This is a genomic window from Streptomyces vilmorinianum (genome assembly GCF_005517195.1).
GTDB lineage: Bacteria > Actinomycetota > Actinomycetes > Streptomycetales > Streptomycetaceae > Streptomyces > Streptomyces vilmorinianum.
The window spans coordinates 2,542,108-2,567,313 of record NZ_CP040244.1; the positions used below are offsets into that span (position 1 = coordinate 2,542,108).

The following is a 25,206-nucleotide window of genomic DNA, read 5'->3' on the forward strand; positions in this document are numbered from 1 at the left end:
CGGGGCTTCGTCGTGCTCAGGCCGCCGGGGGGCCGGAGGAGCCGCGGGGCATCAGGGTGACCGGGAGGTCGCCCGGTTCGGGTGCGTCGCCCGCCAGGACGGCGAGGAGGGCGGCCATGCCGCGTTCACCGATGCGCTCGGCGGGGAGGCGGACGGTGGTGAGCTCCGGTTCGAGAGCGGTCGCCAGGGCCAGGTCGTCGAAGCCGGTGACGGAGACGTCCTCGGGGACGCGCAGGCCGAGGCGGCGCACCGCTTTGCAGGCGCCGGCGGCGATGACGTCGTCGTCGCAGATGAGGGCCGTGGGGCGCGGACCGGGGCCGGTGAGGGCGCGCTCGGCGGCGGCGCGGGCCCCGTTCACCTCCAGGGGGGCGCGGACGGTCCGTACGGAGGCGTCACGCAGGGCGTCGGCGAGGGCGGCGGCACGTACGTCGAAGGTCCAGGACGGAACGGCCGAGGCGAGGTGGACGAAGCGGCGGTGGCCGAGGGACAGGAGGTGTCCGGTGACCTGGCGCATGCCGTCGGCGATGTCGAGGTTGACGTGGGCGGCGGCGCCGGTGTCGGAAGGGTCGCTGTCCAGCATGACCAGGGGGAGGTCGGTGCCGCGGAAGGCCTTGAGCGCGTCGGCGGCCATGGAGGAGGCGATGACTCCGTCGAGTGCGGCCCGGGCGGAGGCGAAGGGGTCCTTGGCGGGGCCGACGCCTTCGGGGGAGGGGTAGAGGACGACCCCGAAGCCGTGGCGGGCGGCGACGGTGGCGGCGCCGGTGTAGACGCGGGCGAAGAACTCGTTGGTGAGGGCGGGGACGACGAGGAGCGCGGTCCTGGTGCGGCCGAGACGCAGGTTGCGGGCGGCGAGATTCGGCCGATATCCGAGCTCGCTCGCGGCCTCGCGTACGGCGTGTGCCGTGCGCTCGGAGACGCGGCCCCGCCACTTGTCGCCCAGGACGAGGGAGACGGTGGCCTGGGACACTCCGGCGGCCCTGGCGACGTCCCGGCTGGTGGGCCGTGGGGCGCTGGGGGTTTCCGGGGTCTGCACTCGTGCCTCCGCGAGGGTGGTCGCTGCCCGCGGGTGGACCCGTGGGATGCCGCCATGGTACGTATGACCCACGACGTTATACGTAAAACCTCGGGGGGGTGGGTGCCGGGGGAGAGGAGACGGACATGGCCACCGAGGCCAAGGAGAGCGGCGGCTATCTCGACATCCTCAGGGCGCCGCACGCCCTGCGACTGCTCACCGGCACCCTGATCGGCCGGCTCCCCAACGGCACCGGGCCCATCGCCGTGGTGCTCTTCACCCGCTCCGAGGGCGGCAGCTACAGCCTGGCGGGCGGGCTCACCGCCGCGTACGGCATCGCCACCGCCGTCGGCCAGCCCCTGCTGGGCCGGGCCGTCGACCTGAAGGGCCAGCCGCGCGTCCAGTTGCCCGCCGCGCTCGTCTCCGCCCTCGGCATGATCGTCCTGGCCGTGGCCGGAATCAGCCCCCTCGTCCTCGCCTATGCGGCGGTCGTCGTCGCCGGGCTCTTCACCCCGCCCCTCGAAGGCGGACTGCGCGCCCTGTGGCCGAGCGTGCTGGGCCGTGAGGACCGGGTCCACCGGGCCTACGCCATGGACGCCGTCGCCCAGGAAGTCATGTTCACCGTCGGACCGTTGCTGGTGACCCTCCTGGTCGCCCTCTGGTCCCCGGCGGCGGCCCTCCTCGTCATCAACCTCCTCGGCGTCCTCGGTGCGCTCTCCGTCGTCCTGTCCGAGCCCTCGCGCGCGTGGCGCTCGGCTCCCCGCGAGGCCCACTGGCTCGGCGCCCTGCGCTCGCCCGGCCTCCTGGCCCTGCTCGGCTCGTTCTTCTTCGTCGGCATCGCGCTCGGTTCGATCACCGTCGCCGGCCTCTCCTACGCCGACGACCAGGGCAACGAGGCGGCGTACGGGTGGCTGATGGCCGCTCTCGGCCTGGGCGCCCTCATCGGCGGCGTCCTCTACGGCGCCCGCCGGTGGGTGGGTGCCCCCGAGCGGCGGCTGCGGATCATCATCGGCCTGCTCGCCCTCGGGTATCTGCCGCTCATGCTCACGCCCGGTGTCGTGCCGATGACGGCCCTCGCCGCGCTCTCGGGCGTCTTCCTGGCCCCCGCCCTCGCCTGCGGCTTCATCGTGGTCGACCGGCACGCGCCCGTCGGGACCGTCACGGAGGCCTTCTCGTGGCTCGTCACCACCTTCGGTGTAGGGGCCGCGCTCGGCTCGGCCGTCGCGGGCCCGGCCGTCGAACTCGCCGGAACCACGGCGGGCTTCGCGGTCGCCGGAGCCGGGGGCTTCGTCGCCCTCCTGGTCCTTCTGGCCACCGGCCGGGTCCTCGCGGCTCCCGGCCGCGGCGTGCGACACGCCGTCAGCGCGGCCACCGGCGGAGCCGGCCACACCGAAAAGAACGCGCACACATCGGAAAATGATCGAAACGGGGCCGTCGAACCCGGTTTCAGCTCAGGCCATCAGGCGTAATGTTCAGACATGGACCGCCGCATTTTCGGGCTGGAGAACGAGTACGGCGTCACGTGCACGTTCAGGGGACAGCGCCGACTGTCTCCTGACGAAGTGGCGCGCTACCTCTTCCGCCGTGTCGTGTCATGGGGCCGCAGCAGCAATGTCTTCCTGCGGAACGGTGCCCGCCTGTACCTTGACGTGGGTTCGCATCCGGAATATGCAACTCCCGAATGCGACAACGTGACCGAACTGGTCACGCACGACAAGGCAGGCGAGCGCATTCTCGAAGGCCTGCTCGTCGACGCCGAACGCCGCCTGCACGAGGAGGGAATCGCCGGCGACGTCTATCTCTTCAAGAACAACACCGACTCGGCGGGAAACTCCTACGGTTGCCACGAGAACTATCTCGTCGCCCGCCACGGAGAGTTCTCCCGGCTCGCGGACATCCTCATTCCGTTCCTCGTCACCCGACAGCTCATCTGCGGCGCCGGAAAGGTGCTGCAGACCCCGCGCGGCGCGGTCTACTGCGTCTCCCAGCGGGCCGAGCACATCTGGGAGGGCGTCAGTTCCGCCACGACCCGCTCCCGGCCGATCATCAACACCCGCGACGAGCCGCACGCGGACGCCGAGCGCTACCGCCGCCTGCACGTCATCGTGGGCGACTCGAACATGTCCGAGACGACCATGCTGCTCAAGGTCGGCGCCACCGACCTCGTGCTGCGCATGATCGAGGCGGGCACCGTGATGCGCGACCTGACCCTGGAGAACCCGATCCGGGCGATCCGCGAGGTCAGCCACGACATCACCGGCCAGCGCAAGGTCCGGCTCGCCAGCGGCCGGGAGGCCTCCGCCCTGGAGGTGCAGCGCGAGTACTACGAGAAGGCCGCGGACTTCGTCGACCGCCGGGGCATCCGTACCGGCACGGTCGCCCAGGTCCTGGAGCTGTGGGGCCGCACGCTGGACGCCATCGAGGCCGAGGACCTCGACCGCATCGGCACCGAGATCGACTGGGTCATGAAGTACAAGCTCATCGAGCGGTACCGGGCGAAGAACAACATGACCATGTCGCATCCGCGGGTCGCCCAGATAGACCTCGCGTACCACGACATCCACCGGCGCCGTGGGCTCTACTACCTCCTGGAGCGGAAGGGGCAGGCCGCCCGGATCTGCAACGACCTGAAGATCTTCGAGGGGAAGTCCGTGCCCCCGCAGACCACGCGGGCGCGCCTGCGCGGCGACTTCATCCGCCGTGCGCAGGAGCAGCGGCGGGACTTCACCGTCGACTGGGTCCACCTCAAGCTCAACGACCAGGCACAGCGCACCGTGTTGTGCAAGGACCCCTTTCGGTCGGTCGACGACCGGGTGGAAAAGCTGATCGCGGGAATGTAGGACGACGCTGTACGAAGCACCGGGCCCCGTACGTTTGACGTGCGGGGCCCTCGGTGTGCCCGGAGGGTCCCCTAGAGTGTCGGGCAACTACTGTGCCGTCTGAGATCTGAGGAACACGTGCGCCGACTTGCCGGCCTACTGGTCGTCCCGCTGCTGCTGCTCTCGACAGCGGCCTGCGGCAGCGAAGACCAGGGCTCCGATACCGCCTCGATGAAGAACGGGCTGCCCGCCATCACCGCGGGTGAGAAGTTCGGGGAGAAGCCCACCCTCTCGAAGGGAGAGGGCGACCCGCCCAAGGAGCTCAAGGTCAATGTGATCAGCGCGGGCGACGGGGCGGTCACGAAGAAGGGCGACGCGCTTCAGGTCAACTACCTGGGCCAGACCTGGGACTCGACCACACCCTTCGACAACAGCTTCGACCGGGGGCAGCCGTTCGATCTGACCCTGGGCGCCGGCCAGGTCATCAAGGGCTGGGACCAGGGCCTGGAGGGCCAGAAGGTCGGCAGCCGTATCGAGATCGGCATCCCGCCGGAGCTCGGTTACGGTGACCAGGGGCAGGGCGACATCAAGCCCAACGCCACCCTCGTCTTCGTGGTGGACATCCTGAAGTCCACCACGATCCCGAAGTCCGCCGAGGGCACCGAGGTCGCCCAGGAGAACAAGGACCTGCCGAAGGTCGGTACGAACACCGACGGCAAGGCCCCCTCGCTGACCGTCCCGAAGGTCGACCCGCCGACGAAGCTCGTCTCGAACTACGTCCTCGAGTCCAAGAGCGAGGTCGTCAAGGGCACCGACACGGTCGTCGTGAACTATGTCGCGGCGCTGTGGAAGGACGGCAAGGTCTTCGACTCGACGTACGCGACGGGCAAGACCGCGAACTTCCCGCTCGCGCAGCTGACGCTGAAGGGCCTCAAGGACGGCCTCACCGGCAAGAAGGTGGGCAGCCGCGTCCTGATCGTGGCCCCGCCGTCGGAGGCGTTCGGGGACCAGGAGCAGCAGGGCATCCCGAAGAACTCCACGCTGGTGTTCGCCGTCGACATCCTGGCGAAGATGTAAGACTGTCCCGGTCGCGCAGTTCATCGTTTGCGCGGTTCATCCGTTTGAGGAGCACACTGCAGTGAGCATCGAGAAGCCCGAGGTCGACTTCCCGGGCGGCGAGCCGCCGGCCGACCTGGAGATCAAGGACATCTGGGAGGGCGACGGCGAGGTGGCCGGTGCCGGCGACTTCGTCAAGGTCCACTACGTGGGTGTGGCCTTCTCCACCGGCGAAGAGTTCGACGCCTCCTGGAACCGTGGCAACCCGCTGGACTTCCAGCTCGGTGTCGGCCAGGTCATCCAGGGCTGGGACAAGGGCGTGCAGGGCATGAAGGTCGGCGGCCGCCGCCAGCTGGTCATCCCCGCGCACCTCGCGTACGGCGACCGCGGCGCCGGCAGCGCCATCGCCCCGGGCGAGACCCTGATCTTCGTCTGCGACCTGGTCGGCGTCAGCAAGCGCTGACCGGATCCGCTCGAACGAGGGCCCATGCCGTTCCCGGCGTGGGCCCTCGGCTTTTGCCACGACACCCCGGGGCGGTACGGTCGGTTGTCCGAGAAGTCAATCCGGCAGAAGAGGTGCAGGGCGTCGATGGCGATTGCCAAGGCCGAGCGGCTGATGAATCTGGCCCTCTGCCTGCTCGGGACGCGCAGGCCCCTGAGCAAGCGTGAGCTGCGTGGGTCCATCGAGGCCTACATGGAAGCCGGCACCGACGACTCCTTCAACCGGATGTTCGAGCGGGACAAGGACGATCTGCGCGAGCTCGGCCTGGTCATCGAGACCGTCGAGAACCTGGAGGGCGAGACCGGCTATCTCGCCCGGCGCGACTCCAACCGCCTCCCGCCGATCACTCTCGACGCCGAGGAGGCCGCGGCGCTCGGCCTCGCCGCGAAGGTCTGGCAGCAGGCCCGGCTCGCCGGCGCGGCCAGTGGCGCCCTGCAGAAGCTCCGCGCCGCCGGCATGCCGGAGGCCGAGGACTCCTACGACGCCCAGCACAGCGCCCTCGAACCGCGCATCCCGGTCCACGAGACCGCCTTCGAGCCGCTGATGCTGGCCTGCCGCGACCGGCGCCCGGTCGTCTTCGACTACCGCAAGGCGACGGCGGCCCGCCCCGAGACGCGCCAGGTCGAGCCGTGGACCCTGGAGTGCTGGCGCGGCCACTGGTACCTGGCGGGCTGGGACCGCGACCGCGGCGCCGAACGCGTCTTCCGGCTCTCCCGTATCACCGGCAAGGTCCGCTCCCGGGCCGGCGCCTTCACCGCGCCCGTGCCCGACGTCGTCACCGTCCGCGAGACCGTCGAGAGCTGGGCGGGCGAGACGGCCACCCGCTCCGCCCGTATCCGGCTGCGCGCCGGCTGCGGCTACCCGCTGCGGTCCCGCGCCCAGTCCGTACGCGAGGGGACGGACGGCTGGGACGAGCTGGAGATCCCGTACGGGCACGGCCTGGACGCCTGGCTCGTGGAGTTCGGTCCCGATGTCGTCGTACTGGAGCCCGCGGATCTGCGGGCCGATGTGGTGGACCGGCTGCGCGCCGTGGCCAAGGGCTGAAGGGGAGACGTACGGCATGGCTGCGAACGCGATCGACCAGACGAGGCGGATGCTCTCCCTCGTCACCTACCTCAGGGAACGGCCCGGCGCGCATGTCGCCGACGTCGCCCGCGCCTTCGGGATCACCGAGGACGAGCTGATCTCCGACCTCGATGTGCTGCCCATGTGCGGGACGAGCTTCCGCGGCGGCGATCTGCTCGACATCGACACCGACGGCGACCGGATCTGGTGGCACAACCCCGATGACGTCGCCGCGCCGCTGCGGCTCGCCGCCGACGAGGCGACGGCCCTGTTGGTCGCCGCCCGGGCCGTGGCCACGCTGCCCGGCCTGCGCGAGAGCGACCGGGAAGCGCTGCTGCGGGCCACCGCCAAGCTGGAGACCGCGGCCGGTGAGGTGGCCGGGGCCAGCTCGCGGCTCTCGGTCACCTTCGAGTCCGAGGGCGGTGTCTTCGCCGACGTGGACCGGGCGATCTCGGAGCGCCGACGGCTGTGGGTGCGGTACTACTCGCCCGCCCGCGACGAGCTGACCGAGCGCGAGGTGGATCCGATCCGGCTGTTCGCCGTCGGCCACACCTACATGGAGGCGTGGTGCCGGCTCTCCGAGGCGCGCCGCACCTTCCGGCTCGACCGGGTCGCCGAGATCCGGATCCTGGACGAGCAGTCCGCGCCGCCGGAGATCGAGCTGCGGGACCTGTCCGAGGGGCTCGTCCAGCCCTCGGCCGATGACCCGGAGGTCGTCGTCGAGGTCGGTCCCGGCGGCCGCTGGGTCGCCGAGTACTACCCGCACGACCGGGCCGACGAGCTGCCCGACGGGGGGCTGCGCATCACGCTGCGGACCCCCGCCCCGGCCTCCCTGCGCCGCCTCGCGCTGCGGCTCGGCAGCGACGGTCGGATCGTCTCCCCGCAGGACCTCGCGGACAGCGCCAGGGAGGCGGCGACCGCCGCCCTCGCCGCCTACGACGGCCACGAGTGACGCACGGGAGACTCAAGGGGAATGTGACATTCCCCGGGGAGTCGACGCTGTTGCCTGTGGAGCTGACGGAATCGCGAGAGCGCGGGAACCGAGAGGGATGAGGGAAATGTCCGTGATGCACGGAATGACGGCGACGATCGCACCGGTCTTCTTCAAGGCCGCCTGCCCCGACTGCCGCGCCCGTTTCGAACTCTCGGCGGGCGCACTGCGCCTCGCGATCGGCGCCAGCCGCCGTACCACCTTCTACTCCTTCACCTGCCCCGAGTGCGGCAGCGCCGTCCGCAAGCCCGCCGGCGAGCGCATCATCGAACTCCTCGCCGGCGGAGGCGTGCGCACCCTGCGCCTGCACTCCACCGTCTGACACCCCGTCCGGCACCCCGTCCGGCACCCCGTCCGGCACCCCGTCCGGCACCCGTCAGGCCTCCCGGTACCCGTCCGGCCTCCGGGCAACCCCGCAACGTCTAGGCTCGGCACATGTTCTGGCCCATGCTCGCCATCGCTCTCGGCTTCCTCGGCATCGCCGTCCTCGGCATCCTCGGTATCAAGGTCTTCCTGGAGGCCCGGCGGCTCGGCCGCCAAGTGGCCCGTACCGCGGAGCGCATCAACCGAGCCGCCGAAGACCTCGAAAGGGCCGCCGAAGATCTGGCGCGAACTGGTGAGGCGCTGCGCTGAGCCCGTGCCGTACGGTTCACAAACTCGTGCCGTACGCTGCACAGGACAGCCCTGAGAAGGGCGCGTGGGCCGCAATCGCGAGTATGCACAGGCATTGCCCCGCGTTTACTCCTGCGGGTTACGATCGCAGACAGCGCGGTGGCCGGACGCATGTCCGACCCGCCGGGCACGCACACCATGTCGCCTCGGTGAAGAAGGTAAACAGCTATGGGTAGGCTCGGCCCCACCGAGATCATTCTCATCCTCGTCGTCATCATCCTGCTGTTCGGCGCCAAGAAGCTCCCGGACATGGCCCGTTCGCTGGGCAAGTCGGCCCGCATCCTCAAGAGCGAGGCCAAGGCGATGAAGTCGGACGACCAGCAGAGCGCCCCCGCCGACCCGCCGACCCCCGGCACCCCGGACCAGGCCGCCCCGCGCACGATCCAGGCCGCGCCCGGCGACGTGACCAGCTCGCGTCCCGTGACCGAGCCCTCGGACACCACCAAGCGCTGACCCGGTCCGCCGCGGCCGTCGCACCGAGCGGCGGCCTGCCGCATGAGATGAGGACGTGGGTTGCTCAAGTCTGCCCGCAAGCAGGAGAAGGATCCCGAGGGCCGGATGCCCCTCGTGGAGCACCTGCGTGAGCTTCGCAACCGTATGGCGAAGGGCCTGCTGGCCATCGCCGCGGTCACCGTCGTGGCCCTCGTGTACAGCGAGGAGCTGATGCAGTTCCTGACGAAGTCCGTGCCCAAGTGCGGGCCGGGCGTCACCAGCGACGGTGGAAACTGCGCGATCGTCTCCTTCAACACGCTGATCGCCCCGTTCAGCACGACGATCCAGGTCAGCCTCGTGACCGGCCTCGTCGTCGCGAGCCCGATCTGGCTGTACCAGCTCTGGGCCTTCATCGCGCCCGGCCTGCACAAGAGCGAGAAGAAGTACACGTACGCCTTCGTCGGCGCCGCGGTCCCGCTGTTCTCCGCCGGCGCCTACCTCGCGTACCTCATCCTTCCCATCAGCGTGAAGGTGCTCATCAGCCTCACGCCCGGTGGTTCCGCGAACATCCTGTCCCTGGGTGACGTCCTCGACTTCACCCTGCGCATGGTGCTCGTCTTCGGTCTCGCCTTCGAGCTCCCGCTCGTCCTCGTGATGCTGAACCTCACCGGCGTTCTCACCGGCCGCCGCATGGCCGGCTGGTGGCGGGGCGTGATCATGGGCGTCTTCGTCTTCGGCGCCGTCATCACCCCCACCACCGACCCCGTCGGGATGATCGCCCTCGCGGGACCGATCACCGTCCTGTACTTCGCGGCCGTCGGCTTCTCGCTCCTCAACGACCGGCGCCGGGCCCGCAACAACCCGGACGCCGAACTCGACGACGACGAGGCCTCCAGCCTCGACCTCACCCCCGAGGCCGTCGGGGCCGTCGAACCCGTCAGTGCCACCCGCGCCCTGCCCGAGCAGGCCGGCGGCGAGGCCGACGGCGGCAGGTCGCTCCGGCCCGGCAGTTACGACGACATCACCTGATCTTGTAGGGTCCTCCCCCCAGACTCCGTCCGGGGGGACACCCATGACCAGCGAGATCACCCTCTTCGTGAATCCCACCGCGGGACGCGGCCGGGGCGCGCACGCCGCGCAGCCGGCCGCTCGCGCGCTCCGGGACGCCGGATTCTCCGTCCGTACGGTGCTCGGCGCCGACGCGGACGACGCCCTGCGGCGCGCCCGCGAGGCCGTCGCGGGCGGGACCGGCGCGCTCGTCGCCGTCGGCGGTGACGGCATGGTCTCCCTAGCGCTCCAGGTCCTGGCCGGCACCCGTATTCCCCTGGGCGTGGTCGCCGTCGGCACCGGAAACGACTTCGCCCGCACCCTCGGCCTGCCCGTACGCGACCCCGCGGCCGCCGGGCGGCTCGCCGCCGAGCTGCTCAAGGGCGGGGGCGGGCGCGACGTCGACCTCGGCAGGGTCGGCGACCGCTGGTTCGGCACGGTCCTCGCCTCCGGCTTCGACTCGCGCGTCAACGACCGCGGCAACCGCATGCGGCTGCCCGCAGGCCGCTTCAAGTACGACCTCGCCATGATCGCCGAGCTCGCCGCGTTCCGGCCGGTGCCGTACCGCCTCACCTTCGATGACGGCACCGTACGGCAGGTCGATGCCACGCTCGTGGCCGTCGGCAACGGCACCTCGTACGGCGGCGGCATGCGCATCTGCGCCGGCGCGCGCATGGACGACGGGCTCTTCGACGTCACCGTCGTCGGCGACTGCAGCCGTACGACGCTGATCAAGGTCTTCCCCCGCGTCTACCGCGGCACCCACCTCGACCACCCCGCGGTCACCGTCCACCGCGTCCGCTCCCTCACCCTCGACGCGCCCGGCATCACCGGCTACGCCGACGGCGAGCCGCTCGGACCGCTGCCGCTGACCGCCGACTGCGTACCGGCGGCGCTGCGGGTCCTGGCACCCCCGGCCCGGTAGGAAATTCCGTCCGTCGTTAAAGATCGCGTCACTGTCAGAGGTGGCGGGTAGGCTCGACAACAAGATGACAGAGGACCTCACACCAGCCGAAGCGTACGCAGCTGCCCGGGCCCGGAACGCCGAGCAGGCCACGGCGCTGGCCCCCTTCCGCGAGATGTACGAGTTCGGTCTGGACCCCTTCCAGATCGAGGCATGCCAGGCTCTCGAGTCGGGCAAAGGCGTGCTCGTCGCCGCGCCCACGGGCTCCGGCAAGACCATCGTCGGCGAATTCGCCGTCCACCTGGCCCTGCTCCAAGGGCGCAAGTGCTTCTACACGACACCCATCAAGGCGCTGTCGAACCAGAAGTACGCCGACCTCGTCAAGCGGTACGGACCGGGCAAGGTCGGACTCCTCACCGGCGACAACAGTGTCAACGGCGACGCCCCGATCATCGTCATGACCACCGAGGTCCTCCGCAACATGCTGTACGCGGGGTCCCAGGCGCTCAGTGGCCTCGGCTACGTCGTCATGGACGAGGTGCACTACCTCTCGGACCGCTTCCGCGGCGCCGTCTGGGAGGAAGTGATCATCCACCTCCCCGAGTCCGTGACCCTCGTCTCACTCTCCGCGACCGTCTCCAACGCCGAGGAGTTCGGCGACTGGCTCGACACCGTCCGCGGCGACACCGAGGTGATCGTCTCCGAGAGCCGCCCCGTGCCGCTCTGGCAGCACGTCCTCGCCGGCCGCCGGATGTACGACCTCTTCGAGGAGGAGACCGACCACGGCGGCCGCGGCGCCTCCCGCCGCGAGGTCAACCCCGACCTGCTGCGCCTGGCCCGCACGGAGAACTCCCGTACGTACAACCCGCGCGAGCGCCGCCGCGGCAAGATGATCCGCGAGGCCGACCGCGAGCGCGAGCGCCGTCAGCGCTCCCGTATCTGGACGCCGGGGCGGCCCGAGGTCATCGAGCGTCTCGACGCCGAGGGGCTGCTGCCCGCGATCACCTTCATCTTCAGCCGGGCCGGCTGCGAGGCCGCCGTGCAGCAGTGCCTGTACGCCGGGCTGCGGCTCAACGACGACGCCGCCCGCCAGCGGGTCCGCGAGATCGTCGAGGAGCGCACCGCCTCCATCCCGTCCGAGGACCTCCACGTCCTCGGGTACTACGAGTGGCTGGAAGGCCTGGAGCGCGGCATCGCCGCCCACCACGCCGGCATGCTCCCCACCTTCAAGGAGGTCGTCGAGGAGCTCTTCGTCCGCGGCCTCGTCAAGGCCGTCTTCGCGACCGAGACCCTCGCGCTGGGCATCAACATGCCCGCCCGGTCGGTGATCCTGGAGAAGCTCGTCAAGTGGAACGGCGAACAGCACGCCGACATCACCCCGGGCGAGTACACCCAGCTCACCGGACGTGCCGGCCGGCGTGGCATCGACGTCGAGGGGCACGCCGTCGTCCTGTGGCAGCGCGGCCTCGACCCCGGCCACCTCGCCGGACTCGCGGGCACCCGCACGTACCCGCTGCGCTCCAGCTTCAAGCCGTCGTACAACATGGCCGTCAACCTCGTCGACCAGTTCGGACGCCACCGCTCCCGCGAGCTGCTCGAGACCTCCTTCGCGCAGTTCCAGGCGGACCGCTCCGTCGTCGGCATCTCCCGCCAGGTGCAGAAGAACGAGGAGGGCCTCGCCGGCTACCGGGAGGGCATGACCTGCCACCTCGGCGACTTCGAGGAGTACGCGCGGCTGCGCCGCGACCTCAAGGACCGCGAGACCGAACTGGCCAAGCAGGGCGCCGCGCAGCGCCGCGCCCAGGCCGCCGCCTCGCTGGAGAAGCTCAAGCCCGGTGACGTCATCCACGTCCCCACGGGCAAGTTCGCCGGGCTCGCCCTCGTCCTCGACCCCGGGATCCCCGGCGGGCGGACCAACGGCCACCGCGGCCTCGAGTACCACGACGGGCCCCGCCCGCTCGTGCTCACCGCCGAGCGACAGGTCAAGCGGCTCGCCTCGATCGACTTCCCGATCCCGGTGGAGGCGATGGAGCGCATGAGGATCCCCAAGTCCTTCAACCCGCGCTCCCCGCAGTCCCGTCGGGATCTCGCCTCCGCGCTGCGCACCAAGGCCGGGCACCTCAACCCCGAGCGGCACCGCAAGGAGCGCTCGGCCGCCGCCGACGACCGTGAGATCAACCGGCTGCGCACCGAGCTGCGCGCCCACCCCTGCCACGGCTGCGACGAGCGCGAGGACCACGCCCGCTGGGCCGAGCGCTACCACCGACTGCAGCGCGACACCCGGCAGTTGGAGCGGCGCATCGAAGGCCGCACCAACACCATCGCCCGTACCTTCGACCGGATCGTGGCGCTCCTCACCGAGCTCGACTATCTGCGTGAGGACGACGTCACCGAGAACGGCAAGCGGCTCGCCCGGCTCTACGGCGAGCTCGACCTGCTGGCCAGCGAATGCCTGCGCGACCGTGTCTGGGAGGGTCTGACGCCGGCCGAACTGGCCGCCTGTGTCTCGGCGTTGGTCTACGAGGCGCGGCAGTCCGACGACGCGGTCGCGCCGAAGCTCCCGACCGGGAACGCCAAGGCCGCGCTCGGCGAGATGGTGCGGATCTGGGGGCGGCTCGACGCTCTGGAGGAAGAGTTCAGGATCAACCAGGCGGAAGGGGTCGGACAGCGCGAGCCCGACCTCGGCTTCGCCTGGGCCGCCTACCAGTGGGCCTCCGACAAGGGGCTGGACGAGGTCCTGCGGGAGGCGGAGATGCCCGCCGGCGACTTCGTCCGGTGGTGCAAGCAGGTCATCGACGTCCTCGGACAGATCGCGGCCGCAGCGCCCAAGGAGAACAGCACCGTCGCCAAGAACGCGCGGAAGGCGGTGGACGCGCTGCTGCGGGGCGTCGTCGCCTACAGCTCGGTGGGCTGACCGCCGCCCGATCCTGCCGATTGCGCCTGCGGGGCCCGTGGTTGACGCCACGGGCCCTTGGTGTTCCCGCCATCGGCCGTTTGCTCACGGGGCGTTGTCCACAGGGCGTTGTCCACAGGGGTGGCGGAGTGTCGGACCTCTCCGATTCCATGGACTCACACACCGGGCACCACCGCTGGGAGGGGACGCACGTGACCACGCAAGCCGGTCCGGCCGCCGTCGAGGAGACGGCCGGCGGACAGAAGATAGTGCCAGGGCCACGGGGCGTACCGCTGCTCGGAAACCTGCCGGAGTTCGGCAAGGACCCGCTCGCCTTCTTCGAGCGGCTGCGCGCACGGGGGGACTTCGTCAGCTGGCGGTTCGGCCGGGGCGACGCGCTCTTCATCGCGCACCCGGAGACCATCGGAGAACTCCTCACCGAAGTCGAGCGCACCTTCGACCAGCCCGATCTGGGCATCGCCTTCCGCACGCTGCTCGGCGACGGAGTCGTCGTCGCCAAGGGCGCCGACTGGCGCCGCAAGCGCTCGCTCGTCCAGCCGTCCGTCCGGCCCAAGCAGGTACGGTCCTACGCCGCCACCATGGCCGAGTGCGCCATCGCCCTCGCCGACCGGTGGAGCGACGGACAGCGCGTCGACATCAAGAAGGAGATGGCCGCCCTCACGCAGCTCATCGCCGTCCGCACGATCTTCGGCGTCGACACCGCCGCCGACGCCGAAGCCATCGGCCGTGCCATGGACGTCGCGCAGAAGGAGATAGGGGCCGAGTTCAGCGGCATCGGTGCCCTGCTGCCCGACTGGGTGCCCACACCGGGACGGGCACGCATCAAGCGCGCCACCGCCGTCATCGACGCCGAGGTCTCCCGGGTCGTCGCCCGCCACCGCGACGGCGACACCGAACGGCCCGATCTGCTCAGCCGGCTCCTCGCGGCCCAGGACGAGACCCGGGCCCGCCTCTCCGACCGGGAGATCCGTGACGAGACCGTCACGCTCTACATCGGCGGACACGAGACCACGAGCTCCACCCTGGTGTGGGCCTGGCACCTCCTCTCCCACAACCCTCGGGTGCGAGAGACCCTCACGGAGGAGCTCGACCGGGTCCTGGGCGACCACGAACCCGGCTTCGACGACTACGCCCGGCTGACCTACACCCAGGCGGTGGTGAAGGAGACCCTGCGTCTGTACCCGACCATCTGGCTCCTCACCGGCATCGCTAAGGAGGGGGCGACGCTCGGGGGCATGCCGATAGCGCCCGGCACGCGCGTGTGGAGCAGCCAGTGGGCCACCCACCGCGACGGCCGCTGGTACACCGACCCGGAGGAGTTCCGCCCCGAGCGCTGGGGCGCGGTGGAGGGCGAGCCCGCCGAGGAGATACCCGAGTACGCCTGGTTCCCCTTCGGCGGCGGCCCGCGCGTCTGCCTCGGGACCCGGTTCGCCATGGTCGAGGCCGTCCTGGTCCTCGCGGTCCTCGCCCGCCGGTTCCGCCTCGACCTCGACCCCGGCGAGATACGCCCGGTGCCGAGCCTGACCCTCCAGCCGGACCGGGAGGTCCTCGCCACGGTCAGGGCCAGAGGCGCCGGGGAGGACGGCTCAGCACCCGCGGTGTGAGGGGGCGGTCAGCGAGCGGTCAGGGCGATGGCGTCGGTGGCCTCGCCCGGGTCCCAGCCGCCGCCGCACATCTCGCCGGTGCCGTCGGGGAAGCGCTCCCGGTAGGCACCCGGAAGTCCGAACTCGAAGGGAGCGCCCAGCGCGTCACCCACGGCGGAGCCGACGACGGCTCCGCCGGCACGGTCGATCGATCGCATCCGGTCAACCTAGGGGCACCGGGGTCGCCTTCCGTGCCGCCCGTGCGGTCCGTACCGCCCGCAGGGCAAGGAACAGCAGCAGACCGAAGGGGGAGAGCAGGATCGTCAGGACCAGCAGGGGGCCCATCAGCAGGGGGGAGAGGCCCAGTTCGCGGGACTCCCGGTACATCCACTGGCCGATCAGGAGGTCCCAGGCGATGACCTGGGCCCAGATCGCTCCCGCCCCGTTGGCGAGGGCCGTGAGGTCGCGGAAGGTGTCGAGGTCCGGACTGCTCACCGCCGTCCAGAGCTCGGGGAAGACCGGGAGGGCCATGGCGAGATAGACCGCCAGGATCGGGACGACGGTCAGTGGTGAGGCCGCGAGCCGTTCGGTGCCCCGCCAGGCGGGGGCGAAGATCATGAGCAGCCAGACGGGGGCGGCCAGGAGGAAGCTGAGTTCGAAGAGGAAGCCGGTCATGCCGTGAACTCCTGGTCGGGGAGGGGGGATTCGGTACGGGAGGGGGAGCGGGGGGTGCGCAGGGCGGCCCAGCCGGTCGCCGCGGCGAGCAGGGCGATGGCGCCCGCGGCGACGAGGGTCGTGGCGTCAGGGTCCAGCAGGGCCTGACCGCGCAGTGCCTGCCAGGTGAGGAGGGCGAAGACCGCGGTGTACGTGCCCGAGACGACGAAGGTGAGGCGCAGGCGCACCCGCTCGTCGGCGAGCCGGGCGAACCGTGGGGCGAGGGCGACCAGGAGGAGCAGAAGCAGCGGGATCACCTGCAGGGCGTGCATGCCGAAGAAGTGGGCGATCCGCAGATCGCCGCCCGTGGTGGCCCAGCCGGTGACGGGCATCGAGGGGCCGCCGTCGGGGACGCCGACACTGTGGGCGCCCACGATGCTCGGGTCGTCCCCGGAGGCGAGCTGTTCGGGGGTGGGCTGGACCATCCGGAAGCCCACGGCCGCGCCGGCGAGGGCGATCAGGGAGCTGAGGCGTACCGCCCAGGCAGTCGCGCGGTCGAGGATCCTGGCGCGCAGCAGCAGGACCGCGATGACCAGGGCGGCGAGCCAGAGGACGACGACGGTGATGCCCATGGCCGCGAACAGGGCCGCGTCGAAGGCGGTCTCGTTGTTGAAGTGACTCTGCTTGCCGCGGACTACCTGGGTGGTGATGAGCACCATCTCGATGGCGCTGGACACCGCGAGCACGGTGCCGGCCCACCAGCCGGCGCGGCGGGCGCGCGGGAGCAGGGTGAGCATCCAGGCCAGGGTGAGCGTGTACGCCAGGAACGAGATCGCGAACTTGAACGGCTTGGCCCAGATCGGCACGCCGACCAGGATCCGGTCGTCGAGGACCAGGCCGGCGGCCGAGACCAGGGCGAGTAACGCCATGGAGGCGGAGAACCAGACCAAGGGCCGGTGGAGTTCGCGTATCCGCGGAAGGGATGTGGACATGGGTGACCCCCGTGACTTATGGATAGTGGCGCTTACCGCTATCTGATAGCTCCACTATCTATGATGGAGGGGCGGTCGGCAAGGCCGAAGCAGGATCGGAAAGGTGAACGCACAGTGCGCATCGGAGAGTTGAGTCGCAGGACCGGCGTCTCGGTACCGACGATCAAGTTCTACGTACGGGAAGGGCTGCTGCCGGCCGGGCAGTTGACGAGCCCGAACCAGGCCTCGTACGACGAGACGCACGAACGGCGCCTCCGTCTGATCCGGGCGCTGCTCGATGTCGGCGGACTCTCGGTCGCGGGGATCCGCGAGGTGCTCGCGGCGGTCGACGACCCGGACCGGCCGGTGCACGAGATGCTCGGCGCGGCGGCGAAGCGGGTGGTGCCGCGGTACACCGAGGAGCCGGGGGACGGGATCGTCGCGGCCCGGGAGGTGGTGGCGGAGCTCATCGAGCGGCGCGGCTGGCAGACGTATCAGGGGAACCCGGCGGCGGAGGCGCTGGCCGTCGCCCTCGCGGCGCTGGACGCGGTGGGGCACGGGACGTTCATGGAGGTGCTCGACGCGTACGCGGGGGCGGCGGAGCAGGTGGCGCGGGCGGACCTGGAGTACGTCGCGCGCAATGTGGAGCGGGAGGGCCTGGTGGAGAGCGTGGTCGTGGGGACCGTGCTCGGCGACGCGGTGTTCGGGGCGCTGCGGAGGATGGCGCATGTGGACGCCTCACGCCGCATGTACGGCTCGGAGGCGTGACTCCACTATCTCCAAGTGTGGTTCCCCGCAAGAGGGTTGAGTGCGCGCCAGGGGGCGCGAGGGCGTGCGGGAGATCTCGACATGGTCACAAGCCGGAGGAATGAGGTAGAACCTCTTAGGTGTGCCTTACCTAAATTGTAGGGTGACGCCGTCGGTTCGGTGGTGGGGAAGGAAAGGTGTGCCCATGGGCGACGCCCGTCTGGTGGCGAAGGACCTGGACGTCGGGCACGGCGGACGTCCGGTGCTGAAGCAGGTGGACCTGTCCTTACGGGCCGGTGCGATCACCGTCCTCGTCGGCCCCAACGGATGTGGTAAATCCACCCTGTTGCGTACGGTGGCCGGCCTTCTGCCCCCGCTCGGCGGTGACGTCCGCATCGACGGCGCACCGCTCGGATCCTTCGCCCGGCGCACGCTGTCCCAGCGTCTGGCCTTCCTTCCGCAGACCTCCCAGGCGCCTGCCGGGGTGACGGTTCGTGAGCTCGTACGCCACGGCCGGTACGCCCATCGCGGAGCCCTCGCCCGCCACACGAGCGAGGACACGGAAGCCGTCGACTGGGCACTCGATGTCACCGACGCGGCCCCTCTCGTCGAGCGCCGGCTCGACGAACTGTCCGGTGGTGAGCGTCAACGGGCCTGGCTGGCCATGGTGCTGGCGCAGCGGGCAGGCGTCCTGCTGCTCGACGAGCCCACCACCTACCTCGACATGCGCCACCAGTTCGAGGTGCTCGACGTGGTCCGGCGGCTGGCCCGTGAGCACGGCATCGCCTGTGGTGTGGTGCTGCACGACCTGATGCAGGCGGCGGCCTACGCCGATGACGTCGTGGTCGTCGCCGACGGCGGGATCGTCGCCACCGGTGCCCCGGACGAGGTGCTGACCCCGGAGGTCATCGACCGTGCCTTCGGCCTGCGCGTGAACGTCGTCCGCGATCCGGCTACCGGATACCTCGCCTGCTTCCCCCAGCGCTCCGAGCCGTCGGCCGGGGCCGCGCCCGAGACCGCGCCCGGGACCGCGCCCGAGTCCGCGCCCGGGGCCGCGCCCGAGTCCGCGCCCGGGGCCGCGCCCGAGTCCGCGCCCGGGGCCGCGCCCGGGGCCGCGCCCGAGTCCGCGTCCCAGCCTTCCGCCGCGTCCTGAACTCCGTTCGTTCCCAGGGCGGTTCGCCGCAACACCCGTACACAAGGAGAGATTCCACCATGCAGAAAATGCTGCGCGCCCTCGCGACGGGCGGTACCGCGATCGCCCTCGTCCTGACCGTCGCCGGCTGCGGGTCCGGGACGGTCGGTGAGACCACGGACGGCAAGACGGGTGGAGACAAGCCCACGACCGGAAAGATCACCGTCGAGACCGCGCAGGGCCAGGTCACCCTGGACAAGCCCGCGGCGAAGGTGGTGACGCTGGAATGGACGTACGCCGAGGAGCTGATCGCTCTCGGCGTCACCCCGGCGGGCAACGCCGACAACAAGGGCTACGGCACCTGGATCACCGCGAAGGGCGCCGGCATGCCGGACAAGGTGACCGATGTGGGTGACCGCAACGAGCCGAGCCTGGAGAAGATCAGGGCGCTGCAGCCGGACCTCATCGTGATCGACAACGACCGTTCGAAGGCCAACCTCAAGCAGCTCCAGGCCATCGCGCCGGTGCTGTCGTTCACGTACACCACCAAGCCCCAGCTCCAGACGATGAAGAAGAACTTCACCGAACTGGCGAAGGCGGTCGGCAAGGAGAGCAAGGCCGCCGAGGTCAACCAGCAGATCGACACCAAGGCCGCCGACCTCAAGGGCCGGCTGGACAAGGCGGGCAAGGGCGGGCTGAAGTACGCGCTCGCGCAGGGCTTCACGGCCAACGGCACCGCCTCGATCCGCATGCTCACCGATGACGCGATCGCTCCGCAGGTGCTGAACCTCGCCGGCCTGAAGAACGGCTGGAAGGGCCAGGCCGACGCGTGGGGGATGACGACGGTCGGCGTCGAGGGCCTCACCGGGGTCGACAAGGACGCGACCTTCCTCTACGTCGCCGCCGAGAAGGACAACCCGTTCACCGGCGATCTCGCCGGCAACGCGGTGTGGAAGGGCCTCGACTTCGTCAAGAACGACAAGGCCCTTCCGCTCGACCCGGGCACCTGGCTGTTCGGCGGCCCGCTGTCCGCGCAGCACATCCTCGACGAGACCGGCAAGGCCCTGAAGGTCTGATGGCGTCGGAAGGACTGACGGCCGCACCGGCCCGTCCGCTCGGCCGCCGCCCACGAGCTGTGCTCGTGGGCGGCGCCCTGTCCCTCGTCCTCTGCCTGGTCGCCGTGGTCCATCTCGGCCTCGGCGCGTCCGGCGTGGGCATCGCCGACATCGTGGACCTGCTCCTCGGCCACGGTGACGCGCGCACCGAGGACGTCCTGCTCGGCAGCCGCCTGCCGCGCACCCTTACCGGACTCGTCGTCGGCATCGCGCTCGGGGTCTCCGGGGTCCTCGTGCAGGGAGCGACCCGTAACCCCCTGGCGGCCCCCGACACGCTCGGGGTGAACGCGGGCGCGTACTTCGCCGTGGTGCTCGTCGCCTTCACCGGCGTGAGCCTCGGCCCGATTCCGGCCGGTGGAGCGGCGTTCCTCGGCGGACTGCTCGCGGTCGCCGTGGTCTATGCGCTCAGCAGCGGCGGTGTGATGACGCCCGGACGGGTGCTGCTCGCCGGGGCGACCGTCGCGCTGGCCGGCACGGCCGGGGCCGAGTTCCTGCAGATGCTCGATGTGCAGGCGACCCGGGGCCTGTTCTTCTGGGGCAACGGCACACTCATGCAGTCCGGCCTCGACCGGCCGCTCACGCTCGGCGCGGTCGTCGCCGTCGGCGCGGCCGTGGCCCCGTTCCTGGCGCGCCCGCTGGACCTCCTGGCGCTCGGGGACGAGACCGCCGAGGCCATGGGCGTACGCGTCGAACGCGTCCGCCCCGCCGCCTTCCTCGTCGCGGTGCTGCTGTCCGCCGCGGCCGTCTCGCTCGCCGGCCCGATCGGCTTCGTCGGCCTGATCGCCCCGGTCGTCGTACGGCAGTTGGGCATCAGGACGCACGCATGGCTCATTCCGACGGCGGCGCTGCTGGCCTCCGCGCTGGTGCTCGGCGCGGACGCGGCGGCGCAGCTGATCGTGAAGCCCTCCGCCACGCAGCCCGCCGAGATCCCGGTCGGCGTGGTCACGGCGTTGATCGGAGGCCCGGTCTTCATGGCGCTGGCCCGCCGGGTGAGCACCGGCGACGCCGACACGGGTGCGGCGGTCGTGGTCTCCGACGGGCGCCGCGCTCCCGCCTACGCCGTCGCGCTCGGCGGCGGACTGGCTGCCCTCGTCGTCGCGATCGCGATCTCGCTGCGCGTCGGCGACGTCGAGATCAGCTGGAGCCAGCTCGGCGCTGCGCTGTTCGGCTCCGCCGAGCAGATCACCGAAGCCGTGGTGGACTACCGGCTGCCCCGTATCCTCGTCGCCGCGCTCGCGGGGGCCTGCCTGGCGGTCGCCGGGGCGGCGGTCCAGGCGGTGGTACGCAACCCCCTGGCCGAACCGGGGCTCGTCGGTGTCACCGGCGGGGCGTCCCTCGGCGCGGTCGCGGTCATCCTCGTCATCCCCTCGGCACCGCTCGTGGCACTGCCCGCGGCGGCCGGAATCGGCGGCGTCCTGATGCTCGCCCTCGTCGTCCTCGTGGCGCGAGGGGGCGGGAAGGGAGGCCGGACCGGGCTGGATCCGACACGGGTGGTCCTCGTCGGTCTCGGCGCCGCCGCCACCGCGATGGCGCTGGTCAACATCATGGTGGTCGGGGCGCAGATGAACATCTCGTCGGCCCTCGGCTGGCTGGCCGGAAGCACGTACGCCCGGGACTTCTCCGCCCTGGGCTGGCTCGCCCTGCCCGCCCTGGTGGCGGTGGTGCTGGTGATCGCCGCCCGGCCGGTGAACCTCCTCTCCCTCGGCGAGGAGCTGCCGCGCGCCCTCGGTCTCGAACTGGGCCGCGCCCGGCTGCTCGTCCTCGGTGCGGGCGCGGTGCTCGCTGCGGGTACGGCGGCGGCGGTCGGCGCGGTCGGCTTCGTCGGGCTGGTCGCCCCGCACCTGGCCCGGCGTATCGTCGGCAACAGCATCGCGCGCATGGTGCCGATGGCCGCGGTGCTGGGAGCGGTCCTGGTCGTGTCCTCGGACGCCATCGGCCGCTGGCTGCTCGCCCCGACCGAGATCCCCGTGGGCATCGTGACCGCCCTGGTGGGAGCGCCGTATCTGGTGTGGCTGCTGCGCCGGACGCAGGACGTCTGACCGGACTCAGGACGTCTGAGCGGTACGGGAACGGGGCCGCTTCGCGGCGGCTCCGTCGCCGGCCCCCGCGTCCGCCTCCGCCTCCGCCTCCGCCTCCGCATCGGTCCTGAGCGTGCGTGCGGTGAACACGCCGAGCAGGCAGACGAGGGCGGAGGCCAGGCAGACCGCGGTGAAGGCGCCGGAGAAGGCGGACCGGGCGAGGGGCTGGAGCGCGGGGTCGACGAGCTCGAACCGTCCGGTCTCGACAGCGGCCCGCAGGGGCGTCGCGGCACCCGGGCCGGCACCCAGGTCGGCCCCGCCGCTCAGAGCGCTGCCCAGGCGGGCGGAGAACAGGGCGCCGAAGACCGCGACGCCGGTGGCGGTGCCGAGCGGGTAACAGGCGTTGGTCAGCCCGGACGCCATCCCGGCCCGGTCGGCGGGCACCGCACTCACCGCCACGCCCATCAGCGGGGGAAAGATGACGGCCCCTCCGACGCCGATCAGGACGAGACCCGCGACCGTCAGAGCCTGGCTCACTCCGTCCTCACCGGCAGCCGCACCGGCCAGACCGGCCATTCCGAGCCCCTGCGCCGCGAAGCCGCCGGCGACCAGCACATCGGCGGAGAAGGCCCGCTGCAGCCGGGCGACGAACAAGCCGGCCAGCAACAGACTGCCCGTCAACGGCAGCAGACGCAGCCCGACTTCGAGCGGCGAGTACCCACGGGTGCTCTGCAGCCACAGCGTGACGAAGGCGAGCACCCCCAGACTGGACATCCGGGCGAGGAACCCCAGCATCGCGGCGCCGCCGAACGAGCGGATCCGCAGCAGTGTCAGGTCGATCAGACCGTCGCCGCGGCGCTGACTGGCCACCAGGGCGACGGCGAGCAGGACGCCGGCAACCGCCGAGCCCAGCACGTCCGGCGCGGTCCATCCCGCCTCGGGACCGGTGACCAGGGGGTAGTGCAGCGCCAGGAGGGCCCCGACACCGAGCGCAGCACCCAGCGGATCGACACGCCGGCGCCGCCCGTCGCGCGGGGCCGCCGACTCGGGCATACGGGCCAGGGCGCCGACCACGACCAGAACCCCGATCGGCACGTTGACCAGGAAGATCCACCGCCACCCGAGCGCCTGGACGAACACGCCGCCGACGACCGGGCCGAGCGCGCCGGCGGCCGAGGCGATGGCCGCGAACGCCGCTATCGCGGCCTGGCGGCGCACGCCCTCGTACGCGGCGGCCATCAGGGCGAGCGTGGGCGCGAAGACCATGGCGCCGCCGAGTCCCTGGGCCGCGCGGGCGGCGATGAGTGTGGCGGCGTCCGGCGCCAGCCCGCATCCGGCCGAAGCGAGGGTGAAGAGCGCCATTCCGGCGGTGAACACGGTCCTGCGTCCCAGACGGTCGGAGAGCGCGCCCGCGGTGAGCAGCAGCGCCCCGAAGGCCAGCGAGTACGCGGACACGGTCCACTGGACCTTGCCGAGTCCGCTGTCCAGGTCCCGGGCGATGTCGGAGAGTGCGACGTTCACCACGGTCACGTCCAGGGTCATCATCACGCCACCGGCGCTGACCAGAGCGAAGGTCCATCGTGGGGAAGACATCGCTGATCACCTCCACCTCGCGTCGAAGGGACGGCCACCCTCGTCAACTCGGGCTGTGTGGCCGAAAGTTGGCCTTGTTCATTAGGTAAGGCTAACCTAATCTAGGGCCCGCTTGTGCGTCCAGATGTGCGAGCGCAACGATCCAGACATTCATCGGAGCCGCCTGATGCCCATTCCTCCCAGCCATCCCGTGCCCGCCCTCCCGGACGTGACCCCCTCGGCCTGGCGCGAAGCCAACCGTCGGCTTCTCGCCAAAGCGATAGGCGAGTGGTGCTTCGAGGACATGCTCAAGGCGGTCGAGACCGGCGACGGCGGCTACCGGGTCGACCTCGACAGCGGTACGACGTACGCGTTCAGCGCGGCGCCCGGCGCGTTCGGCTGGCTGCGCGTCGACCCGGACTCGATCACGCGCACCGCCACCAGCATGCTCGGCAACACCCTCGCCCAACCCGCCTGGGACGCCCAGCAGTTCCTCATGGAAGCGGCGTCGACGATCGGCAGCGATCCCTCGACCATCGCCACGTACTTCACCGAACTCTCCGCCACGCTGGCCGTCGACGCCGCACGCCTCACACGCGGCGGCGAGGCCGTGGCCGAGATGCGCGCACTCGGGCACACCGAGCTGGAGTGCCGCATGACCGGGCACAACCTCCTGGTCGCCAACAAGGGCCGGATCGGCTTCTCGTCGACCGACGTGCGGCAGTACGCCCCGGAGTCCGCCCAGCCCCTGACGCTCCAGTGGGTGGCCGTCCACCGCGGCCTCGCCGAGTTCCGCGGAACCTCGGAACTGTCCGAAGTCGACGTGCTCGCGAGGGAGTTGGACGAGGAGACCCGGGCCCGCTTCACCGCGGTCCTCCAGGAGGCCGGGGTCGACCCGCAGGGCTATGTCTGGATGCCCGTGCACCCCTGGCAGTGGGACCACGCCGTGCAGATCCTGCACGCGGCGGACGTGGCGCAGCGGCGCATCATCCCGCTGGGCGAGAGCCCGGACGTGTACCTGCCCGGCCAGTCCATCCGTACGATGGCCAACGCCTCCACGCCCGAGCGGTACGACGTCAAGCTGCCGCTGAAGATCCTCAACACCCTTGTCTGGCGCGGTATTCCGCCGCACTGCACCATGGGCGCGCCCGTCGTCACCCAGTGGCTGCGCGGCCTCGTGGAGCGCGACGCGTTCCTGACCGGGGAGTGCCGGACCGTGTTCCTCGGCGAGGTCGCCTCGGTGACCGTGCGCCACCCCTACCTGTCCACGCTCGACGACGCGCCCTACCAGCACCTGGAGACGCTGGGCTGCATCTGGCGCGAGTCGGTTTCGGCGCGCAAGGACCCCGACGAGCGGGTCCGCACCTTCGCCTCCCTGCTGCACGTCGACAGCGCCGGTGACGCGTTCGTCGCCGAACTCGTCCGCGCCTCCGGCCTCGACCCGCAGGACTGGCTGCGCCGCCTCTTCGACACCCTGCTCGTGCCGATCCTGCACGTGCTGTACCGGTACGGCGTCACCTTCAACCCGCACGGCCAGAACACGCTCATCGGGTACGACGAGCACGACGTGCCGACCCGCCTGTACCTGAAGGACTTCGTCGACGACGTGTGCGTCTCCTTCACCGACGTGCCCGAGCGCGGCGCGGAGCCGGACGGACACGACCACGTCCTGCCCCGCAAACACCCCTCGATCATCCGCCAGCACGTGATGGACCAGGTCTTCGTCGGCCACTTCCGCTACCTCGCGCCGCTCTGCGCCGACCAGCTTGGCGTACCCGAGGAAACGTTCTGGCGCCTGGTCCGGCAGACCATCCTGGACTTCCAGAAGCGCTTCCCCGAGCTGTCCGAGCGGTTCGCGGAGTACGACCTGCTGACCCCCGAGATCCCCCGGTACGGCCTGAACCGCGACCGGATCGTGGTCACCCGGTACACCGACCGCGCCCTGCGCCACGCGCTGTACCCGAACGGCACGCACCCCAACCCGCTGGCCGAGCACTGAG

Annotated in this window: 23 protein-coding genes; 18 read left to right on the forward strand and 5 right to left on the reverse strand. The window is 71.2% G+C overall.

Annotation, left to right across the window (positions count from 1 at the left end):
• Positions 1–16 precede the first annotated feature (16 nt).
• Positions 17–1,033 (reverse strand): LacI family DNA-binding transcriptional regulator, encoded by a 1,017-nt coding sequence (locus FDM97_RS11850; protein WP_137990374.1) that lies wholly within the window; start codon positions 1,031–1,033, stop codon positions 17–19.
• A 125-nt stretch (positions 1,034–1,158) separates the two neighbouring features.
• On the opposite strand from FDM97_RS11850, the gene FDM97_RS11855 reads away from it, so the two are divergent.
• The 13 genes from FDM97_RS11855 to FDM97_RS11915 all read left to right on the forward strand — a co-directional run bounded on the left by FDM97_RS11855 (position 1,159) and on the right by FDM97_RS11915 (position 15,018).
• Complete coding sequence (locus FDM97_RS11855) at positions 1,159–2,481, forward strand: MFS transporter (protein WP_137990375.1); 1,323 nt, start codon at positions 1,159–1,161, stop codon at positions 2,479–2,481.
• A 9-nt stretch (positions 2,482–2,490) separates the two neighbouring features.
• Complete coding sequence (pafA, locus tag FDM97_RS11860; RefSeq protein WP_137990376.1) at positions 2,491–3,852, forward strand: Pup--protein ligase; 1,362 nt, start codon at positions 2,491–2,493, stop codon at positions 3,850–3,852.
• 117 nt (positions 3,853–3,969) lie between these two features.
• A complete protein-coding gene (locus tag FDM97_RS11865) occupies positions 3,970–4,908 on the forward strand; it encodes an FKBP-type peptidyl-prolyl cis-trans isomerase (RefSeq protein ID WP_137990377.1) in 939 nt (312 codons plus the stop codon).
• Positions 4,909–4,969: 61 nt separating this feature from the next.
• Entirely contained in the window at positions 4,970–5,350 is a 381-nt protein-coding gene (locus tag FDM97_RS11870) for an FKBP-type peptidyl-prolyl cis-trans isomerase (RefSeq protein ID WP_137990378.1), read from the forward strand.
• A 126-nt stretch (positions 5,351–5,476) separates the two neighbouring features.
• Entirely contained in the window at positions 5,477–6,433 is a 957-nt protein-coding gene (locus tag FDM97_RS11875; protein ID WP_137990379.1) for a helix-turn-helix transcriptional regulator, read from the forward strand.
• A 16-nt stretch (positions 6,434–6,449) separates the two neighbouring features.
• A complete protein-coding gene (locus FDM97_RS11880; RefSeq protein ID WP_137990380.1) occupies positions 6,450–7,406 on the forward strand; it encodes a helix-turn-helix transcriptional regulator in 957 nt (318 codons plus the stop codon).
• Positions 7,407–7,503: 97 nt separating this feature from the next.
• On the forward strand, positions 7,504–7,767 hold the full coding sequence (locus tag FDM97_RS11885; RefSeq protein WP_137990381.1) for a CpXC domain-containing protein: 264 nt from the start codon (positions 7,504–7,506) through the stop codon (positions 7,765–7,767).
• Positions 7,768–7,880: 113 nt separating this feature from the next.
• Positions 7,881–8,078, forward strand: coding sequence for a hypothetical protein (locus FDM97_RS11890; RefSeq protein WP_137990382.1), 198 nt, complete (start codon positions 7,881–7,883; stop codon positions 8,076–8,078).
• Between the two features lie 207 nt (positions 8,079–8,285).
• Positions 8,286–8,570 (forward strand): Sec-independent protein translocase subunit TatA, encoded by a 285-nt coding sequence (tatA, locus tag FDM97_RS11895; RefSeq protein ID WP_137990383.1) that lies wholly within the window; start codon positions 8,286–8,288, stop codon positions 8,568–8,570.
• A gap of 105 nt (positions 8,571–8,675) precedes the next feature.
• Entirely contained in the window at positions 8,676–9,578 is a 903-nt protein-coding gene (gene tatC / locus FDM97_RS11900) for a twin-arginine translocase subunit TatC (protein WP_175439391.1), read from the forward strand.
• A gap of 43 nt (positions 9,579–9,621) precedes the next feature.
• A complete protein-coding gene (locus tag FDM97_RS11905; protein ID WP_137990385.1) occupies positions 9,622–10,521 on the forward strand; it encodes a diacylglycerol kinase in 900 nt (299 codons plus the stop codon).
• A 64-nt stretch (positions 10,522–10,585) separates the two neighbouring features.
• A complete protein-coding gene (locus FDM97_RS11910; RefSeq protein WP_137990386.1) occupies positions 10,586–13,414 on the forward strand; it encodes a DEAD/DEAH box helicase in 2,829 nt (942 codons plus the stop codon).
• Between the two features lie 191 nt (positions 13,415–13,605).
• Positions 13,606–15,018 (forward strand): cytochrome P450, encoded by a 1,413-nt coding sequence (locus tag FDM97_RS11915; protein ID WP_137990387.1) that lies wholly within the window; start codon positions 13,606–13,608, stop codon positions 15,016–15,018.
• A gap of 8 nt (positions 15,019–15,026) precedes the next feature.
• Here FDM97_RS11915 and FDM97_RS11920 read toward each other — a convergent pair whose 3' ends face one another.
• From FDM97_RS11920 to FDM97_RS11930, 3 genes are read right to left on the reverse strand one after another with little or no spacing between them, the layout of a single operon-like run.
• On the reverse strand, positions 15,027–15,215 hold the full coding sequence (locus tag FDM97_RS11920; RefSeq protein WP_432816209.1) for an ADP-ribosylglycohydrolase family protein: 189 nt from the start codon (positions 15,213–15,215) through the stop codon (positions 15,027–15,029).
• A 4-nt stretch (positions 15,216–15,219) separates the two neighbouring features.
• On the reverse strand, positions 15,220–15,672 hold the full coding sequence (locus FDM97_RS11925) for an ABA4-like family protein (RefSeq protein WP_137990388.1): 453 nt from the start codon (positions 15,670–15,672) through the stop codon (positions 15,220–15,222).
• On the reverse strand, positions 15,669–16,580 hold the full coding sequence (locus FDM97_RS11930) for a hypothetical protein (protein WP_175439392.1): 912 nt from the start codon (positions 16,578–16,580) through the stop codon (positions 15,669–15,671). The genes FDM97_RS11925 and FDM97_RS11930 overlap by 4 nt, the downstream gene beginning before the upstream one ends.
• Positions 16,581–16,757: 177 nt before the next feature.
• Between FDM97_RS11930 and FDM97_RS11935 the strand changes: the two genes are divergently transcribed.
• The 4 genes from FDM97_RS11935 (at position 16,758) to FDM97_RS11950 (ending at position 21,655) form a co-directional block, all read left to right on the forward strand.
• Positions 16,758–17,390, forward strand: a complete 633-nt coding sequence (locus FDM97_RS11935; protein ID WP_137990390.1) for a MerR family transcriptional regulator — start codon at positions 16,758–16,760, stop codon at positions 17,388–17,390.
• 184 nt (positions 17,391–17,574) lie between these two features.
• Positions 17,575–18,522, forward strand: coding sequence for an ABC transporter ATP-binding protein (locus FDM97_RS11940; protein WP_137990391.1), 948 nt, complete (start codon positions 17,575–17,577; stop codon positions 18,520–18,522).
• A 59-nt stretch (positions 18,523–18,581) separates the two neighbouring features.
• Positions 18,582–19,577, forward strand: coding sequence for an ABC transporter substrate-binding protein (locus tag FDM97_RS11945; protein ID WP_137990392.1), 996 nt, complete (start codon positions 18,582–18,584; stop codon positions 19,575–19,577).
• On the forward strand, positions 19,577–21,655 hold the full coding sequence (locus FDM97_RS11950; RefSeq protein WP_137990393.1) for an iron ABC transporter permease: 2,079 nt from the start codon (positions 19,577–19,579) through the stop codon (positions 21,653–21,655). The genes FDM97_RS11945 and FDM97_RS11950 overlap by 1 nt, the downstream gene beginning before the upstream one ends.
• Before the next feature lie 6 nt (positions 21,656–21,661).
• Here FDM97_RS11950 and FDM97_RS11955 read toward each other — a convergent pair whose 3' ends face one another.
• Positions 21,662–23,227 (reverse strand): MFS transporter, encoded by a 1,566-nt coding sequence (locus FDM97_RS11955; protein WP_137990394.1) that lies wholly within the window; start codon positions 23,225–23,227, stop codon positions 21,662–21,664.
• Between the two features lie 166 nt (positions 23,228–23,393).
• Between FDM97_RS11955 and FDM97_RS11960 the strand changes: the two genes are divergently transcribed.
• The gene (locus FDM97_RS11960) at positions 23,394–25,205 is read left to right on the forward strand and encodes an IucA/IucC family protein (RefSeq protein ID WP_137990395.1); all 1,812 of its coding nucleotides are present in this window, start codon (positions 23,394–23,396) and stop codon (positions 25,203–25,205) included.
• Position 25,206 lies beyond the last annotated feature (1 nt).